We start from the raw sequence: 16735 nt of genomic DNA on the forward strand, positions 1-16735 counted from the left end.
GAAACCCCATGACCACGCAGTCCACCCTGCAGTCCGTCCCTGCCCTGGGCACGCACCCGGCGTCCGGCTCGAACCCGAGCCGCGCCGAGACCCGGGAGCAGCTCTCCAAGGCGTCGTACGACCTTCTCGTCATCGGCGGCGGCATCCTGGGCATCTCCACCGCCTGGCACGCCGCGCAGTCCGGCCTCAGGGTGGCTCTGGTCGACGCCGGCGACTTCGCCGGCGCCACCTCCTCCGCCTCCTCCAAGCTGCTCCACGGCGGCCTGCGCTACCTGCAGACCGGCGCGGTGAAGCTGGTGGCGGAGAACCACTTCGAGCGCCGTGCGGTCTCCCGCCAGGTGGCCCCCCACCTGGCGAACCCGCTCACCTTCTACCTCCCCGTGTACAAGGGCGGGCCGCACGGCGCGGCGAAGCTCGGGGCGGGCGTCTTCGCCTACTCCGCGCTCTCCGCGTTCGGTGACGGCGTCGGCCACCTGCTCTCCCCCGCCAAGGCGGCGCAGGACGTGCCCGAGCTGCGCACCGAGAACCTCAAGGCCGTCGCCGTGTACGGCGACGACCAGATGAACGACGCGCGCATGGCGCTGATGACGGTCCGCGCGGCCGTCCAGGCGGGCGCGGTCGTCCTCAACCACGCCGAGGTCACCGGCCTGCGCTTCACCAAGGGCCGGGTCACCGGTGCCGAGCTGCGCGACCGGCTCTCCGGTGACGAGTTCGGCGTCGGCGCCCGTCTCGTGCTGAACGCGACCGGCCCCTGGGTCGATCACCTGCGCCGCATGGAGGACCCGAGTGCCGCGCCGTCGATCCGCCTGTCGAAGGGCGCGCATCTGGTCCTGAAGCGCACCTCCCCCTGGAAGGCCGCGCTCGCCACCCCGATCGACAAGTACCGCATCACCTTCGCCCTCCCCTGGGAGGACATGCTGCTGCTCGGCACGACCGACGAGGAGTACGAGGGCGACCCGGGCGAGGTCTCGGTCAACGACAAGGACATAGCCCAGATCCTCGACGAGGCCGCGTTCTCCATCCGCGACCAGCAGCTCGACCGCGATCTGATCACCTACGCGTTCGCCGGCCTGCGGGTGCTGCCGGGCGGCCCGGGCGACACCGCGAAGGCCAAGCGCGAGACCGTGGTGACCGAGGGCAAGGGCGGCATGCTGTCCGTCGCGGGCGGCAAGTGGACCACCTTCCGCCACATCGGCCGTACGGTGATGCAGAAGCTCCAGGAGCTGCCGGGCGCGCCGCTCGGCGAGGACTTCGAGCCGATCTCCTCGCTGCCGAAGAAGCTGCCGCTGCCGGGTGTCGCCAACCCGCGCGCGGTCGCCCACCGCCTGCTGGTCGACGGTCCGGCGCCCGGCCCGCGCATGGCGGCGGACACCGCCAGGCACCTGGCCACCCACTACGGCTCCCTGGCCTTCGACATCGCCCGGCTGGCCAACGACGACCCCGAGCTCGCCGAGCGCGTCCACCCGGACGCCCCGGAGATCTGGGCCCAGGTCGTGTGGGCGCGTGACCACGAGTGGGCCGAGACCGCGGACGACGTCCTGCGCCGCCGCACCACCCTCACGATCCGCGGCCTGGCCACGGACGAGGTGCGCGGCAAGGTCCAGGACCTGCTCGACGGGAAGTAGGGTCCCGGGCCCGCTCGGCGGCACGTAGGGCCGACAGGAACGACGGCCGGACGGTCCTACGCCGTGAGAGGGGCGGCTCCCCGCACAGGAGCCGCCCCTCTCGCATGCCCGCGCGCACGGCGAACTCGGCGGCCCCGTCACGGGTGTTGGGGTACGGCGGCGGGTGATCGCGGGCGATTCGGCGGGCCCTGGGCGTTCGGAGGTGCTCCGGGGTGTTCCGGGGTGGCGAACGGGGCAGTGATCCGTTCACTCCCCCGTGCAAGGGGGCTGCGGACGTTCCCGCCGAACGCCGTAAGGTTGGGACGTCAAGCGAGGGCACGTCGGAAGGAGGCACTGGGTGATCGAGCTCGAGGGGGTTCCCGAGCTGATCGACCCGGTCATGGTGGCCGCGTTCGAGGGCTGGAACGATGCCGGCGACGCCGCCTCCACCGCGGTCGCGCATCTGGAGCGGGAGTGGAAGGGCGAGGTGTTCGCGGCGCTGGACGCCGAGGACTACTACGACTTCCAGGTGAACCGCCCCACCGTGTTCATGGACAACGGCGTGCGCAAGATCACCTGGCCGACGACGAGACTGTCCGTCGTGCGGGTCGGCGGTGACAAGCCGCGCGATCTGGTGCTGGTGCGCGGTATCGAACCGTCCATGCGCTGGCGGTCGTTCTGCAACGAACTGCTCGGTTTCGCGCACGAGCTGGGTGTGGAGCTGGTGGTCGTCCTGGGCGCCCTGCTGGGCGACACCCCGCACACCCGCCCGGTGCCGATCAGCGGGACCACGTCCGACCCGGACCTGGCCCGCCGGATGGGCCTGGAGGAGACCAAGTACGAGGGCCCGACGGGCATCGTCGGCGTCCTGCAGGAGGCGTGCACGCACGCGGGGGTCCCGGCGGTGTCGCTGTGGGCGGCCGTACCGCACTACGTGTCGCAGCCGCCCAACCCCAAGGCGACGCTGGCGCTGCTGAACCGCCTGGAGGACCTGATCGACGTACGCATCCCGCTGGGCGAGCTGCCCGAGGACGCGCGCGCCTGGCAGGTCGGCGTGGACCAGCTGGCCGCCGAGGACAGCGAGGTCGCCGAGTACGTGCAGACGCTGGAGGAGGCCCGGGACACCGCGGAGCTGCCGGAGGCGTCGGGCGAGGCGATCGCCCGGGAGTTCGAGCGGTATCTGCGGCGCCGGGACGGCGGCGGCACGGCGGGCGGGCACGCCACGGACGGCGAGGGCTCCCCGTACCGGCGGGACAGCTCCGGCGGGGACCGGAACCGGCCGCCGAAGCCGCCCAAGCCGGGCACCGACGACGGGGACGCGTCGGAGGACTGAGGACTGGGCGAAGAGGGGCGGTGCGTGTCGCGCCGCCCCTCTTTTGCTGTGTCACACCCGGCTTCTTCGTGTCACAACGGCTTCGTCGTGCCACACCCGGCTTCTTCGTGCCACAACGGCTTCGTCGTGCCACACCCGGCTTCGTCGTGCCACACGCGGCTTCTTCGTGCCACAACGGCTTCGTCGTGCCACACCCGGCTTCGTCGTGTCACATCCGGCGCACGGCGACCACGTCGTAGTCGGTGTCCGGGGTGGGCGGGTCGACGTCGAAGCGGGCGTTGGGCAGATAGAGGCGGTCGCCCCAGGCCGCGGCCGTCGTGGGGATGCGGAAGCGGGCGGGGTCCTCGATGCGGGTGACCAGGGAGCCGCGGGTGCCCGCGGCGTCCAGGTGGAAGACGTCGACGGCGTTCTGCCACTGCTGGACGACGTAGAGGGTGCGGCCGAGCAGCAGCAGGCCGTCGCCGTTGGGCAGCAGCGCGCCGCCGAGGTCGACCGCGCGGGCGATGCCGGTGCGCGGGTCGACGCGCATCAGGGTGCCGCCGCCGGCGAAGGCGTTCACCACGAGCAGGGCGCTGCCGTCGGGGGTCCGCTCGATGCCGTTGGCGGTGAAGTCGTCGCCCTGTACCCAGTCCCCGCCGAGCCGTACGGTCCGCGCCTCGCCGGGCTCGCCCCGCGCACCCCGTTCGAGCCGGTAGAGGGCGTCGGTGAAGGAGTCGGTGAACCAGGCGGCGCCGGGGGTGAGGATCACGTCGTTCACGAACGTGCCGCCCACCTGGACGACGCGTTCCACCTGTCCGGTGCGGGCGTCGACCGTGCGCAGCTCGCCGCTGGGGCCGCCGGCCAGGAACAGCCGGCCGTAGCGGTCGCTCTTGAGGCCGACGGTGGGGTGCGTGGCGTCGAGTCCGGTGCGTACGACGGCGCCGCGGCCGGTGGGCAGATGGACCCGGTACAGGTCGGCGTGGCCGAGGGAGCCGAAGTACGCGTAGGGGCCGGGGCCGACGGCGATGCCTTCGGGGCGCCAGCCGTCGGGCAGCGGGAACTGCTCGGGCCAGGGGTGCCGGGCCGGGCCGGCGGCCGCGTGGGCGGTGCCGCCGAGCAGCGCGGTGGCTCCCAGCGCGGCGGTCGCGGTCAGTAAGTGTCTGCGTGTCGGTGAGGCGAAGTGCACGGTGCGTCCTTATCCGGAGAGGGGCCGGCGCGGGGCCGGCCGCGTGATCGTCGGACGCGCTTCACCCCATCACATGACGGCCCGTCGCACAGCCCCGGCGGCCATGACCGTTCGGCAACGCTGCCATGCACAAGGGCACTTCCTTCCCGCGCCCGGCAGGAGGAAGTGCCCTTGGACCTGCGGGACGTGCTACAGCGCCACGCCCAGCAGCGCGTCCACCGCGCGGGAGGCCACGCCGGGCGCGCCGATGTCGGTGCCGCCCTCGGACTCCTGGCGGGCGACCCAGCGGTCGACCGCGGCGAGCGCGGCCGGGGCGTCGAGGTCGTTCGCGAGGGCCTCGCGGATCTCGTCGACGAGCGCCTCGGCGGCCGGGCCGTCCGGCCGGGAGACGGCCGCGCGCCAGCGGCCGAGCCGGTCCAGGGCGTCCCTGAGGACCTGGTCGGTCCACTCCCAGTCGGCGCGGTAGTGGTGGGCGAGCAGCGCGAGGCGGATGGCGGCCGGGTCGACGCCCTCGCGGCGCAGCGTGGAGACGAAGACCAGGTTGCCCTTGGACTTCGACATCTTCTCGCCGTGCAGGGCGACCATGCCGGCGTGGACGTACGCCTTGGCCATGGGGAACTCGCCGGTGAGCACCTGGGCGTGCGAGGCACCCATCTCGTGGTGCGGGAAGGCGAGGTCGGAGCCGCCGCCCTGGACGTCGAAGCCCATGCCGAGGTGGTCGAGGGCGATGGCGACGCACTCGATGTGCCAGCCGGGACGGCCGGGGCCGAGGGAGGCGCCGTCCCAGCTGGGCTCGCCCTCGCGGGCGGCCATCCACAGCATCGGGTCGAGGGGGTTCTTCTTGCCGGGCCGGTCGGGGTCGCCGCCGCGCTCGGCGGACAGCAGCCGCATGGCGGCGGCGTCGAGGTTGGAGACCCGGCCGAAGTGGGGGTCGGCCTCGACGGAGAAGTAGACGTCGCCCTCGAGCTCGTAGGCGGCGCCCAGGTCCCGCAGCCGCTCGACGAGCGGCACGATGCCGGGTATCGCCTCGACGGCGCCTATGTACTGCCGCGGCGGGAGCATCCGCAGCGCGGTCATGTCCTCGCGGAAGAGGGCGGTCTCCTTCTCCGCGAGGGCGACCCAGTCGATGTCGTCACGCTTGGCCCGCTCCAGGAGCGGGTCGTCGACGTCGGTGACGTTCTGGACGTAGTGAACCTGCCGCTTGGTGTCCAGCCAGACGCGCTGGACGAGGTCGAACGCGTTGTAGGTCGCCGCGTGCCCCATGTGGGTGGCGTCGTACGGCGTGATGCCGCAGACGTAGAGGCGGGCGACGGGACCGGGCTCGAGGGTGACGAGCCCACCGGTCGCGGTGTCGTGGATCCTCAGGTCGCGGCCCTGACCAGGCAGGGCGGGGACCTCGGAAGCGGGCCAGGCATGCATGTGTCGAGCCTAACCGGACTGTAGTTCCGGATACGAACCGGATGACGCCGGTTGGCCGGGAAGGCGCTCTTGTGTTCTGCCGCCCGGTGTGCTCGTCCGGCTCATACGGGTGGCCAGGGGATCGCCGGCCACTCCCCGCCGGGCTCGGGGTGCTTCCCGGAGGCCAGCAGCGCGTCGACCCGCGCGCGTGTGGCGTCGGTCTCGGCGGGCGTGATCAGCGGGGCGAGGCGCTCCGCGAGGGGGCCGCCGGGCAGCAGGGACTCCTTGAGCCCCTTCAGGACGGCCACCGCCTCCTCGGGCAGCGGTTCGCCCGCCCAGCCCCACAGCAGGGTGCGCAGCTTGTCCTCGGCGTGGAAGGTGACGCCGTGGTCGATGCCGTAGAGGCGGCCGTCGGCGGCGGGCAGCAGATGGCCGCCCTTGCGGTCGGCGTTGTTGATCACCGCGTCGAGGACGGCGAGGCGCCGCAGCCGTTCGTCGTCGGCGTGCACGAGCAGCGCCGTCCGGCCCTCCCCCACCTCGGCGAGGCCGATGGCCTTCCAGCCGGGCCCGGGCTCCTCCCCGTCGACCAGGGCGAGCAGCTCGGCGCCGGCTGTCTCCTCGGGTGCCTCGATCCACAGCTGGACCATGCCCTCGCCGTAGGGGCCGTCGCGCAGCACGGTGGGCGGGACCAGCTGCCAGCCGGTCGCCTCGGAGACCTCGTAGGCGGCCAGCTCACGCTGGGCGAGGGTGCCGTCGGGGAAGTCCCACAGCGGGCGCTCCCCGGCGACGGGTTTGTAGATGCAGGCGATTTCCTGACCTCCGGGCCCGGTCAGGGTGCAGTACAGGGCCGCGTTGGAGGCCTCGCGCAGGCGTCCGCGCACGGTCAGCTCGCCCTGGGCGAGCAGGTCCGCCGGTGTCATGCTCCGCGGCGGTATCCGTTCTGGCGCGGACATACGTGTCCCTCCGGGTCGAGCGGCAGGCTGCACAGCGGGCAGGGCGGCCGGCCGGCGTTGACGACGTCCAGGGCGCGCTTGGCGAAGGCGCGGGCCTGCGCCCCGGTGAGCCGGACCCGCAGCATCGGGGGTCCGTTCTCCTCGTCCTGCAGGAGTCTCTCCTCCGCCTCGGCGAGGTCCTCCTCGGAGTCGGCGTCGAGCTCCACGAGGGCCTGCGCCTCGACGATCATGCGCTGTTCCTCGCCGTCCCAGGCGAGGGCCATGGTGCCGACCCGGAACTCCTCCTCGACGGGGGTGTCCAGGGGGGCGGTGTCGGAGATCTCGGCGGGGGCGACGGCGGGGACGGCCGCGCTGCCTCCGCTGCGGCGTACGACCTCGTCCAGCAGTTCGTCCATCCGTTCGGCGAGCGCGGCGACCTGGGTCTTCTCCAGGGCCACGCTGGTCACCCGGGAGCCGGCGGTGGCCTGGAGGAAGAACGTACGGCGCCCGGGCAGCCCGACCGTACCGGCCACGAAGCGGTCCGGGGGGTCGTAGAGGAACACCTGACGGGACACGTCCAGCTCCAAGAATCGTGAAGAGGGGCAATCGCGGCGCAGTTGCGGTGGATTCACCCTACTGCGGCCGACGATCACGGTGCGCCCGCACCGCCCCCGACGGTCGCCTGGTCGCTCGGGGGTTCCTCGCGCGGCACCAGGGACGCGAAGTCGCCGGTGTCGCCGAGGCGGACGAGAAACGGCCGCAACCGGGTGTAGCGGATCGCGGTGATGGAACACGGTTCGACGGAGATCCGCTGGAAGAGGTCGAGATGAAGTCCGAGTGCGTCGGCGACGAGCGCCTTGATGATGTCCCCGTGCGAACACATGAGGTAGACGGCGTCGGCGCCGTGGTCGCGCTCCACGCGCGCGTTCCACTCGCGTACGGCTTCGGCGGCGCGGGTGGCCATGGCGCGCATGGACTCGCCGCCGGGGAAGGCGGCGGCGGAGGGGTGGGCCTGGACGACCTCCATGAGGGGTTCGTCCTTGAGCTCGGCGAGTTTGCGGCCCGACCAGTCGCCGTAGTGGGCCTCGCCGATGCGCTCGTCCTCGTGGACGGTGAGGTCGGGGCGGGCCCCGGCCAGCGGCCGGACGGTCTCCTGACAGCGTTGCAGGGGGCTGGTGACGATCTCGCGGATCGGGAGGCCGGCGAGCCGTCCGGGCAGGGCGGCGGCCTGGGCGAGGCCGCGCTCGTCGAGGGCGACGCCGGGCGTCCAGCCGGCGAGCAGTCCCGCGGTGTTGGCGGTGGAGCGTCCGTGCCGGACCAGAAGCAGCGTGGGCATGCGGACCAGGGTAGGCATACGAACGGGTGCGGTGGCGGGCGTCCGAAGGGAGAATTCGCTCAGTGATCGTGGACTGCGCCGTCTATCACGACGGCAAGCGCACCGAGGGGCCGTCGGACCTGTCCGACGCGCTGGCCGAGGCGCGGGCGGCGGGCGGGTTCGTGTGGATCGGGCTGCACGAGCCGTCGCCCGAGGAGTTCGGCCTGGTCAGCGAGGAGTTCGCGCTGCATCCGCTGGCGGTCGAGGACGCCTTGAAGGCCCACCAGCGGCCGAAGCTGGAGGTGTACGAGGACTCGCTGTTCATGGTGCTGAAGCCGGTCGTCTACGAACCGGAGGGCGACACGGTCTCCTCCGGCGAGGTGATGATCTTCCTCGGCGACTCCTTCGTGGTCACGGTCCGCCATGGCGAGGGCACTCCGCTGGCGGCCGTCCGACGGCGGCTGGAGGACGAGCCGGAGATGCTGGCCAAGGGTCCTACGGCGGTGCTGTACGCGGTGACCGACGCGGTCGTCGACCACTATCTGGAGGTCGCGGACGAGCTGCAGACGGACCTGGAGGTGCTGGAGGCGGAGGTGTTCTCGCCGGAGCGCGGCGGGTCGCGGCACACGGCGTCGCGGATCTACACCTTCAAGCGGCAGGTGCTGGAGTTCCGCCGGGCGACCGGCCCGCTGACGCTGCCGCTGACCCGGCTCGCGGGCACCGGCCAGTTCGGTGTGGCGGTGCCGTTCGTGGACGCGCGGGCGCGGCCGTACTTCCAGGACGTCAGCGACCATCTGACGCGGGTTAACGAGTCGGTGGAGGGCCTGGACAGGCTGGTGTCGGACATTCTGTCGGCGCATCTGGCGCAGACGAGCGTCCGGCAGAACGACGACATGCGGAAGATCTCCGCGTGGGCGGCCATGGCCGCGGTGCCCACCATGCTCGCGGGGATCTACGGCATGAACTTCGACCACATGCCCGAACTGCACTGGGGGTGGTCGTATCCGGCGCTGCTCGTGCTGATGGCGGTCCTCGAAGTGCTGCTGTACCGGCTGTTCAAGAGCCGGGACTGGCTCTGACTCAGGCGAACTCGGGGGCCGTGGTGGCCGGTCCGCCGAGCGCGTCGCGCCGCTCGGGTGTCCTCAGCGAGACCATGCGGCGCCAGCCCGCGAGCCGCTCCCAGGCGTAGACGGCGTGGATGCCGGCCGCGAGGACGGCGGACCTGGCCTTCGACCAGCCGAGGATGCGGCCCATGTGGGCCATCACGGCGAGGCTGACGTCCCGGTACACGCGGATCTCGGCGAGCGCGCACTCGCGCAGGGTGCGCTGGATGGCGCGGCCGTGGCCGGCACGGGCGAAGCGCAGCAGTTCCTCGTGGCAGTAGGCGAGGTGGTTGTCCTCGTCGTGCGAGATCATCTTCACCGCGCGGCCGATGTCGGGGTGGTCGGCGAAGTGCTTGCGCAGCAGGTCCATCTGCTCGGAGGCGCGCTGCTCGGTGACGCGGCTGTGCGAGAGGTAGGTGACGACGTCCTGCACGGTGAGCGGCTCGTCGCCCTTGAGCTTGTCGTGGGCGAGGCCGATGCCGTGCCGCTCCAGGAGCATCGTGTAGTCCGTCTCGGGCGGGACGGGGACGGGTTCGAGGCCGCGTTTCCTGAGCAGGGCTTCGAAGATCCGGCCGTGTTTGTCCTCGTCGGCGCCGTGCCGGGTGATCTTGGGGGCGAGGGCGCGTTCGCTCGCGGGGACGAGGGCGGCGATCCGGGCGTTCTCCCAGCCTCCCTGGGACTCCCCGCTGGCGGCGATGGAGCAGAACAGCCGGAAGGACTCGTCGTTGTCGAGGATCTCCTGGAACAGACTCTTTGCGGAAAGCATCGGTGGCACCTCTCTGCAGCATGGCGCAGGCCCGCGGGAAACGAGTCAAATGCCGTGCCGGGAGAGCCGCAACAGGTGTGTCCGGCGACTGCTCCGAAAGGAGGACGCGCCGGGGGCGTAACCCGGGCGTGGTGGGGCGCGTTGTGCTGGACGACGGCCGTGGCGGGGAAGACCCCCGAGCCCCCACCACGGCCGCTGAAACTCCCCCTCGTCGTGCTGCCGGCGGGCCGGCCGGTGGCTCACGCCAGCCCGGCGCGCTCCATGGCCTCGACGCCGGCGCGCAGCGCGGCCAGGCGGTCGTCCAGGGTGAAGCCGGCGGGGGTGACGGTGAGGGTGGTGACCCCGGCGGCGGCGTAGGCCCGCATGCGGTCGGCGATGCGGTCGACGGAGCCGAGCAGCGTGGTCCTGTCGATCAGTTCGTGCGGTACGGCGGCCGCGGCGCCCTGCTTGTCGCCGGCGAGGTACTTGTCCTGGATCTCGGTGGCGGCCTGCTCGTAGCCCATGCGCCGGGCGAGCTGGTTGTAGAAGTTCTGCTTGCGGCTGCCCATGCCGCCGACGTAGAGCGCGGTGTAGGGGCGGAAGAAGTCGGCGAGAAGGGGGACGTCCTTGTCCTCGCCGAGTGCGAGCGGGAGCGTCGGGCAGACGTCGAAGCCGTCGAGGGTCTTGCCGGCCTTCTCGCGGCCCGCGCGCAGGTGCTTGATCGCGGTCTCCTCCAGGTGCTCGGCGGAGGGGAAGATCAGCAGGGCGCCGTCGGCGATCTCGCCGGTCTGCTCCAGGTTCTTGGGGCCGATCGCCGCGATGTAGAGCGGGATGTGCTCGCGCTGCGGGTGCACGGTCAGCTTGATCGGCTTGCCGGGGCCGCCGGGCAGCGGCAGGGTCCAGTGCTCGCCCTCGTAGGAGAGGCGCTCGCGGGTCATGGCCTTGCGGACGATCTCGACGTACTCACGGGTGCGGGCCAGCGGCTTGTCGAACTTGACGCCGTACCAGCCTTCGGAGACCTGCGGACCGGAGACGCCGAGGCCGAGGCGGAAGCGGCCGCCGGAGAGCGAGTCGAGGGTGGCGGCGGTCATCGCGGTCATGGCGGGCTGGCGGGCCGGGATCTGGAAGATGGCGGAGCCGACGTCGATGCGCTCGGTCTGGGCCGCGACCCAGGTCAGCACGGTGGCGGCGTCCGAGCCGTAGGCCTCGGCGGCCCAGCAGACGGCGTAGCCGAGCCGGTCGGCCTCCTGGGCGACGGCGAGGTTGTCGGAGTCCATTCCGGCACCCCAGTAGCCGAGGTTGATCCCGAGCTGCATGCCAGATCCCCTTACTGATCAGTAACGTCCCTGTTCCGCAGACAGTAGCGGACGGCCGCGGCGCGGGGCAGGGGTGTCACGGGCCCGTCCGGGACCCGTGTCGCGATCACCGGAAACGGTTGTCCACAGGCCCCCCACACGACAGGTTCTGGCCAGTACTCTCGGCGTCCATGGAGCAGAGGCATCTCGGCCGCACCGGCCTGCGTGTGTCGCGTATCGGTCTGGGCACCCTGACCTGGGGCAGGGACACCGACGAGCATGACGCGGCGGACCTCTTGAAGACGTTCTGGGAGGCGGGCGGGACCCTCGTCGACACGGCCGACGTCTACGGCGACGGAGAGGCCGAGTACCTGCTCGGGCGCCTCATGGAGGGGCTGATCCCGCGGCGGGACCTGGTCGTCTCGACCAAGGCGGGCAGCGTGCCCGACCCGGACCGGCGCTTCGACGGCTCGCGCGGCCATCTGCTCGCCGCACTGGACGCCTCGCTGACCCGGCTCGGCACCGACCACGTCGACATCTGGCACGTGCACGCCTTCGATCCCTCGACCCCGCTGGAGGAGACCCTCCAGGCGCTCGACCTGGCGGTCAGCAGCGGGCGGGCGCGCTATGCGGGCGTGTCCAACTTCTGCGGCTGGCAGCTCGCCAAGGCGGCCACCTGGCAGCTGGCGGCGCCGGGGGTGCGGACCCGGCTGGCCAGCACGCAGATGGAGTACTCCCTGCTCCAGCGCGGCGTGGAGCGCGAGGTGCTGCCGGCCGCCCTGGACCTCGGCATCGGGCTGCTGCCCTCCTCGCCGCTGGGCCGCGGGGTGCTGACCGGGAAGTACCGGGGCGAGGCGATGCCGCCGGACTCCCGTGGCGCCTCGGAGCATCTCGCCCCCTTCGTGGAGCCGTACCTCGACGACACCGCGAGCCGGATCGTGGACGCGGTGAGCACGGCCGCGGACGGGCTCGCGGTGACCCCGCTCCAGGTGGCGCTCGCCTGGGTGCGCGACCGGCCCGGGGTGGCCGCGCCGATCGTCGGCGCGCGCAACGCGCAGCAGCTCACGGCGGCATTGTCAGTGGAGGCGCTTAGTCTTCCTGACGAGATCTGCCGGGCGCTCGACGATGTGTCGGCGCCCGTGCACCGCTATCCCGATCACGACTGGAGCACGCTGTGAGCACGGAGCCGGAGACCACCGAGAACGCCGGGCAGCAGACACCGCCCGCCGCGGTGGAGGGGGCCGTCGGGGCCGTGGACGCCCCGGAGGCCACGGAGGCTGCCGGAGACGCTGCCGGGCCGTCGGAGGAGACCGGGGACACGCAGGACGGCCGGGGTGAGGAGGCCGAGGGCGCCGCAGACACGGCCGGGGGCACGGGTGAGGCGGAGGTCGCGGCGGAGACGGCCGGTGCGGCCGAGGACGCCGGTGAGGCCGGTGAGGCCGAGGACGCCGCTGAGACCGCCGAGGGTGCTGCGGAGCTGTCGGAGGCCGAGGCCGAGTTGGTCGCGCAGCGGCTGGAGCGGGAGCGGATCGAGCGGCGGAAGGCCGAGAAGCAGGCGCCCATCCACAGCGGCACGAAGCTGAGCGGCAAGGCCGCCGAACTGCTCGCCGCCGTCCGCGCGGTGGAGAGCGGGGCCAAGCCCCCGGCGACGGTGTTCGGCGCGCCCGAGCCGCCGCGCCGCCCGGCGGCCCCCGAGCCGGTACGACGCCCCCAGCCGGGGCCGGCCGCGCCCGGGCCGGGGCCCGCGGCCCCCGGCCCGGAGGCCGTCGCGGCCGTGCAGGGCGTGCTGCGCGAGGGCGGTGCCCCTGAGGCCCTGGCCGGGCAGGTCGCCGCCGCGCTCGGCGAGGGCGCGGACCAGCGGTTGCGCGAGGACCCCTGGCAGCTCCTGCGGGTCGCCGGGGTGCGGCCCGAGCAGGCCGACGGGTTCGCGCGCGCCCTGCTCGGCGCTGAATGCGGGCCGGACGACGAGCGGCGCGGCCGGGCCCTGACGGGCCGGCTGCTGGAGCAGGCCGCGCTCGCCGGACACACCGCCCTGGAACTGCCCACGCTCACCGCGGCCCTGGCCCAGTGGGGCGTGCCCGACCCGGAGGCAGCCGTGCAGAGCACCCTCGCCGAGGGCGAGGCCCTGGCCTTCCAGGACGCCCTGGACGAACCGGGCGCGCCCCCGGCCGCCGCCGCCGGGGAGGGCGAGGACGAGGCCGAGGACGACCGCCCGGTGCGGGTCCTGGTCGGCCTGGAGCGGTACGCGCTCGCGGAGGAGAGCCTCGCCGACGGCCTGGCCCGGCTGATCGGCTCGGCGCCCAAGCAGGACGGTTCGGCCGAGGACTGGGAAGCGGCCGCCGCCGGCGCGCAAGGCTCCGCCGCCGAGCTGATCCGCGCCGTCGCGGCGCACGGCCTGGTGCTGCACACCGGCACGGACGCCTCCCGCGTCGAAGCGGCGGCGCTGCTGGACACCGCGCGGTCCCTCGGACTGCGCGCCTGGGCGGCCACCCACAGCCCGGTGGGCCGGGCCCGCTTCGGCGCGCTGCCGGCGGGCACCTCCCCGGACGGCCAGGACGCCGACGGCTCCGCCCCTGCCGCCGGTTCCGCCCCCTCCGGCCGCCCCGGTGTGGCGACCGCCGCCGGACTGCTCTCCGGCGCCGAGGGGCCGGGGCGGGACGCCGACGGGGCGCTGGACCTCGACCTGCTCGTCGTGCTCGACGCGCCGCAGCTGGACGTGGAGACGGCGGCGCTGCTCGTCGAGTCGCTGCCGGACGGGGCCCGGCTGGTGCTGTCCGGGGACCCGGCCGTGCTGTGGTCCGCGGGGCCGGGCCGGGTGTTCGGCGATCTGCTCGCCGCCCGTGTGTGCCCCCAGGTCGCCTCCCGCCGGCCCGACCCCGGCCCGCTGGGCGAGCTGGTGTCCGGCATCGGCGTCGGGGAGCTGGGACAGGTGGAGGCCCCCGGCAAGGAGGTCGTCGTCGTGCCCGTGCGGGACGCGGGTGAGGCCGTGCACCGGACCGTGCAGCTCGTCGCGGACTCGGTGCCCCGGGCGATCGGGGTGCCCCCCGAGCAGACCGTGGTGATCACGCCGGGCCACGGCGGCGCCGCGGGCACCCGCGTGCTGAACGCGGCGCTCAAGGAGCGGCTCAACCCCGGCCCCGGCCGGTTCGGCGGCTTCGACGCCGGCGACCGGATCGCCTACTCCCCCGCGCCGGGCCGCACGCTGCCCGGCCAGGTGGTCGGGGCCGACGCGGACGGGCTGCACCTGTCCTGCGCCGGCGAGGCCGTCGTCGTACCGAAGGAGCGGGTGGAGCAGACCGTACGGCACGGGTGGGCGCTGACCGCGCACCAGGCGGTGGGCGGCCGCTGGCCCGCGGCGGTCGTGGTGCTGCCCGGCGACGCGGCGCAGGCGCTGAACCGGCCCTGGGTGTACACGGCGTTCAGCCGGGCCGAGCGGCATCTGTCGGTGGTCCACGGGGTGGAGCAGGCACTGCCGCGGGCGGTCGCGGAGGTTCCGGCGAAGCCGCGCACGACCCGTCTGCCGGTGCTGCTGGCCCCGCAGGCGGCGCGGGACTGAACCCGGGCACGGGCGTCGTACGACAGCGGCGGGGGGGGGGGGGGGGGGCCCCCCCGCCCCCCCCCCCCCCCCGGGGGGGGGGGGGGGGGGGTTGTGGGGGGGGGGGGGTGGGGGGCGGGGCGGGGGGGCCCGGGGGGGCGGGGGGGGGGGCCCCCGGGGGGGGGGGGGGCCGGCCCCGGGGGGGGGGGGCGCCCCCCCGGGGGGGGGGGGGGGGGGGGCCCCCCCCCCCCCCCCCCGGCCGCTCCATGGGCGGATGACGTGCTCGTTCCCGGTCTGGTCGAATGCGTCCCGGCCTGCGGGGTCAGCGGTCCGCGTCCAGCCGTTCCAGCTCGTCGTCGGGCTCGGAGTCGTACCCGTAGTCGTCGGCTTCGTCCACGTCGCCGTCGGCGTCGGCCTCGTCGACGTCGTCGAGGTCCTCGTCGGCCTCTTCCGGCTCGTCGACGTCCACGACCTCGATGTCGTCCAGGTCGTCGTCGGTCTCGTCGTCGAAGACCGCGCTGACGTCGAAGCGGCAGACCACCCGCTGGGGGTCGACGTGGTCGAAGGGCGTCTCCAGCCACTCGCCCGGCTCGGCCGGTTCGTCGGCCGCGGTCACCCAGAGCGTGGAGTCGCCCTCCTCCAGGCCGAACTCCTTGTGCCGGGTGGCGATCTCGTCGGGCTCGTACTCGCCGAACAGGATGCCCAGCGCGCCGTGCACGGTGCCGGCCGCGTCCGCGTCGTCGTACTCGGCCGCCTCGACCCGCTCGGCCTGGGCCAGCAGCCGCTGCGGCTCCACCACGGCGTAGTCGCGGCGGATGAGCACGCTGAGCGCGTTCGGCTCCTCCGGGCCCGTGTAGGGCGGGGTGGAGTCGGCGCCTGGGATCTCGAAGGGCGTGACCTCGTCGTAGCGGTCGTAGAGCAGTTCGTCGTACGCCTCTGCGGCCGCGGCCAGCTGGTTGAACGCCTCGTAGACGGCCGGGTCCTCGTCCCCCGACCGGCGTTCGACCGCGGCAAGGTGGCGGTCGAGCGCGGTCTTGACCGCCTCGGCGGCGGCGCGTACCTCGGCAGCGGTGGGCTGCGCAGCATCAGACATAGAGCAGACGCTATCCGTACCGGGCCCCAGCCCGCACAATAGATGCGATGCCGGAATACGAATTTGTCGACGTGTACGTACCGCGCGGGGTCTCCCGCAAGGAGGCGACACGTCTGCTGACGGACCATGCCGAGTACGGACACTGGGAGTTGTACCGCCTGAGTCTGATGCGTGACGGCAGCCGCAGGGTGCGGTTGCGGCGCAGGATCATCCGCCAGGTGCGCGCCACCTGGTGAGCGGGAAGGACGTCACGACGGAGCGGGCCCCGCGTGTGCGGGGCCCGCTCCGTCGTGACGTGTGTGAGGTGTGTTACGCCTGCCCACGCGCCCGGCGGTAGAGGACGGCGCCGCCGAGCACGGCGCCGGCCCCGAGCGCCCCGGCCGCCCCGACGGGCATGCCGAGGCCGGTGGAGGCGAGCTCGGTGCCGCCGGTCCGCGGGACCGTGTGGGACACCGACCGGCTGGTTCCCGGCCCGGTCGCGGGGGTCCGGTGGCCGTGCACGGACGAGTCGTCGTGCGGGGCCGGCGGGCGGTGCTCCGGTGACGGCGGGGCCGGCGGGATGTTCCGGTCCTCCGGGGTGCCCGGCTTGCCGGGTCCCGGCGGCGTGCCGTAGCCGTCGTCGTCGTCCGGCGGGCCGGGGCGGGCTCCGGAGCCGCAGTCGTTGCCCGTGGCCGGGTTGAGGGCACCGACGCCGTCGACGGAGTTGCCGCAGACGTTGACCGGGGCCTCGACGGGCGCCTGGATGTTGTTGCCGGACCCGACGCCCGGGGAGTCGCTGGTGCCGCCGTCGGCTCGGGTGTCACCTGAGCCACCTGAGTCGCCGTAGCCACCGGAGTCACCGGAGTCACCGGTGGAACCGCTGTGATTGGCGCACGAGTTGCCGGTGGCCGGGTTGAGCGCGCCGACGACGTCGACGGTGTTGCCGCAGACGTTCACCGGCGCGTGCACCGGCGCCTGCACCGAGTTGCCGGAGAGCACGCCGGGTGAGTGGGAGGCGGAGCCGCTCGCGCCGGAGGCGGCGTTGGCGGCACCGCCCGCTGCGGCGATCACGCCGGTGGCGGCCGCCACGGTCAGGAGGCCTTTGCGGGTGGCCTGTCGCATGTACTGATCCCTGCCTTTCGGAAAAGTCGCTTTCGTGAAAAAACGCGGCAAAGACCGGTCGGCCCCGGAGCGCATGGCGCGCGCTCCGGGGCCGACGGGGGTGTGGGAACGCCCCT

15 protein-coding genes are annotated in these 16735 nt (G+C 73.7%); 6 read left to right on the forward strand and 9 right to left on the reverse strand.

Annotated features, from left to right (window positions below):
* The first annotated feature begins 8 nt into the window (after positions 1 to 8).
* Both ACIGXJ_RS23780 and ACIGXJ_RS23785 read left to right on the forward strand, forming a co-directional pair.
* Positions 9 to 1625, forward strand: coding sequence for an FAD-dependent oxidoreductase (locus tag ACIGXJ_RS23780; RefSeq protein WP_399648742.1), 1617 nt, complete (start codon positions 9 to 11; stop codon positions 1623 to 1625).
* A 337-nt stretch (positions 1626 to 1962) separates the two neighbouring features.
* Positions 1963 to 2937: a PAC2 family protein gene (locus tag ACIGXJ_RS23785; protein WP_399648746.1), complete on the forward strand. Its 975-nt coding sequence runs from the start codon at positions 1963 to 1965 to the stop codon at positions 2935 to 2937.
* A 208-nt stretch (positions 2938 to 3145) separates the two neighbouring features.
* Here the strand turns inward: ACIGXJ_RS23785 and ACIGXJ_RS23790 are convergent, their stop codons facing one another.
* The 5 genes from ACIGXJ_RS23790 to ACIGXJ_RS23810 form a co-directional block, all read right to left on the reverse strand.
* Positions 3146 to 4102, reverse strand: a complete 957-nt coding sequence (locus ACIGXJ_RS23790) for an SMP-30/gluconolactonase/LRE family protein (RefSeq protein ID WP_399648749.1) — start codon at positions 4100 to 4102, stop codon at positions 3146 to 3148.
* A gap of 189 nt (positions 4103 to 4291) precedes the next feature.
* Positions 4292 to 5521, reverse strand: coding sequence for a cysteine--1-D-myo-inosityl 2-amino-2-deoxy-alpha-D-glucopyranoside ligase (mshC, locus tag ACIGXJ_RS23795; RefSeq protein ID WP_399648751.1), 1230 nt, complete (start codon positions 5519 to 5521; stop codon positions 4292 to 4294).
* Positions 5522 to 5622: 101 nt separating this feature from the next.
* A complete protein-coding gene (locus tag ACIGXJ_RS23800; RefSeq protein WP_399648753.1) occupies positions 5623 to 6453 on the reverse strand; it encodes an SCO1664 family protein in 831 nt (276 codons plus the stop codon).
* Positions 6417 to 7007, reverse strand: coding sequence for a DUF3090 domain-containing protein (locus ACIGXJ_RS23805; RefSeq protein WP_399648755.1), 591 nt, complete (start codon positions 7005 to 7007; stop codon positions 6417 to 6419). The genes ACIGXJ_RS23800 and ACIGXJ_RS23805 overlap by 37 nt, the downstream gene beginning before the upstream one ends.
* A 74-nt stretch (positions 7008 to 7081) precedes the next feature.
* Positions 7082 to 7768, reverse strand: a complete 687-nt coding sequence (locus tag ACIGXJ_RS23810; protein ID WP_399648759.1) for a histidine phosphatase family protein — start codon at positions 7766 to 7768, stop codon at positions 7082 to 7084.
* A 62-nt stretch (positions 7769 to 7830) separates the two neighbouring features.
* Between ACIGXJ_RS23810 and ACIGXJ_RS23815 the strand changes: the two genes are divergently transcribed.
* The gene (locus tag ACIGXJ_RS23815) at positions 7831 to 8826 is read left to right on the forward strand and encodes a magnesium and cobalt transport protein CorA (RefSeq protein ID WP_399648762.1); all 996 of its coding nucleotides are present in this window, start codon (positions 7831 to 7833) and stop codon (positions 8824 to 8826) included.
* A 1-nt stretch (position 8827) separates the two neighbouring features.
* Here ACIGXJ_RS23815 and ACIGXJ_RS23820 read toward each other — a convergent pair whose 3' ends face one another.
* Positions 8828 to 9616 (reverse strand): ferritin-like domain-containing protein, encoded by a 789-nt coding sequence (locus ACIGXJ_RS23820; protein ID WP_399648765.1) that lies wholly within the window; start codon positions 9614 to 9616, stop codon positions 8828 to 8830.
* Positions 9617 to 9855: 239 nt separating this feature from the next.
* The gene (locus tag ACIGXJ_RS23825) at positions 9856 to 10911 is read right to left on the reverse strand and encodes an LLM class F420-dependent oxidoreductase (RefSeq protein WP_399648767.1); all 1056 of its coding nucleotides are present in this window, start codon (positions 10909 to 10911) and stop codon (positions 9856 to 9858) included.
* 170 nt (positions 10912 to 11081) lie between these two features.
* Here ACIGXJ_RS23825 and ACIGXJ_RS23830 point away from each other — a divergent pair, with 170 nt between their 5' ends.
* Positions 11082 to 12068, forward strand: coding sequence for an aldo/keto reductase (locus ACIGXJ_RS23830; protein WP_399648769.1), 987 nt, complete (start codon positions 11082 to 11084; stop codon positions 12066 to 12068).
* Positions 12065 to 14446, forward strand: a complete 2382-nt coding sequence (locus ACIGXJ_RS23835) for a helix-hairpin-helix domain-containing protein (RefSeq protein ID WP_399648772.1) — start codon at positions 12065 to 12067, stop codon at positions 14444 to 14446. Before ACIGXJ_RS23830 ends, ACIGXJ_RS23835 begins: the two co-directional genes overlap by 4 nt.
* Positions 14447 to 14747: 301 nt before the next feature.
* Here the strand turns inward: ACIGXJ_RS23835 and ACIGXJ_RS23840 are convergent, their stop codons facing one another.
* On the reverse strand, positions 14748 to 15518 hold the full coding sequence (locus ACIGXJ_RS23840; RefSeq protein ID WP_399648773.1) for a hypothetical protein: 771 nt from the start codon (positions 15516 to 15518) through the stop codon (positions 14748 to 14750).
* Positions 15519 to 15565: 47 nt separating this feature from the next.
* Between ACIGXJ_RS23840 and ACIGXJ_RS23845 the strand changes: the two genes are divergently transcribed.
* A complete protein-coding gene (locus tag ACIGXJ_RS23845) occupies positions 15566 to 15754 on the forward strand; it encodes a DUF5703 family protein (protein WP_028422893.1) in 189 nt (62 codons plus the stop codon).
* 73 nt (positions 15755 to 15827) lie between these two features.
* Here the strand turns inward: ACIGXJ_RS23845 and ACIGXJ_RS23850 are convergent, their stop codons facing one another.
* The gene (locus ACIGXJ_RS23850; RefSeq protein ID WP_399648777.1) at positions 15828 to 16619 is read right to left on the reverse strand and encodes a chaplin; all 792 of its coding nucleotides are present in this window, start codon (positions 16617 to 16619) and stop codon (positions 15828 to 15830) included.
* Positions 16620 to 16735: the final 116 nt, after the last annotated feature.

This window comes from Streptomyces sp. NPDC053367 (assembly GCF_044545925.1).
GTDB lineage: Bacteria > Actinomycetota > Actinomycetes > Streptomycetales > Streptomycetaceae > Streptomyces.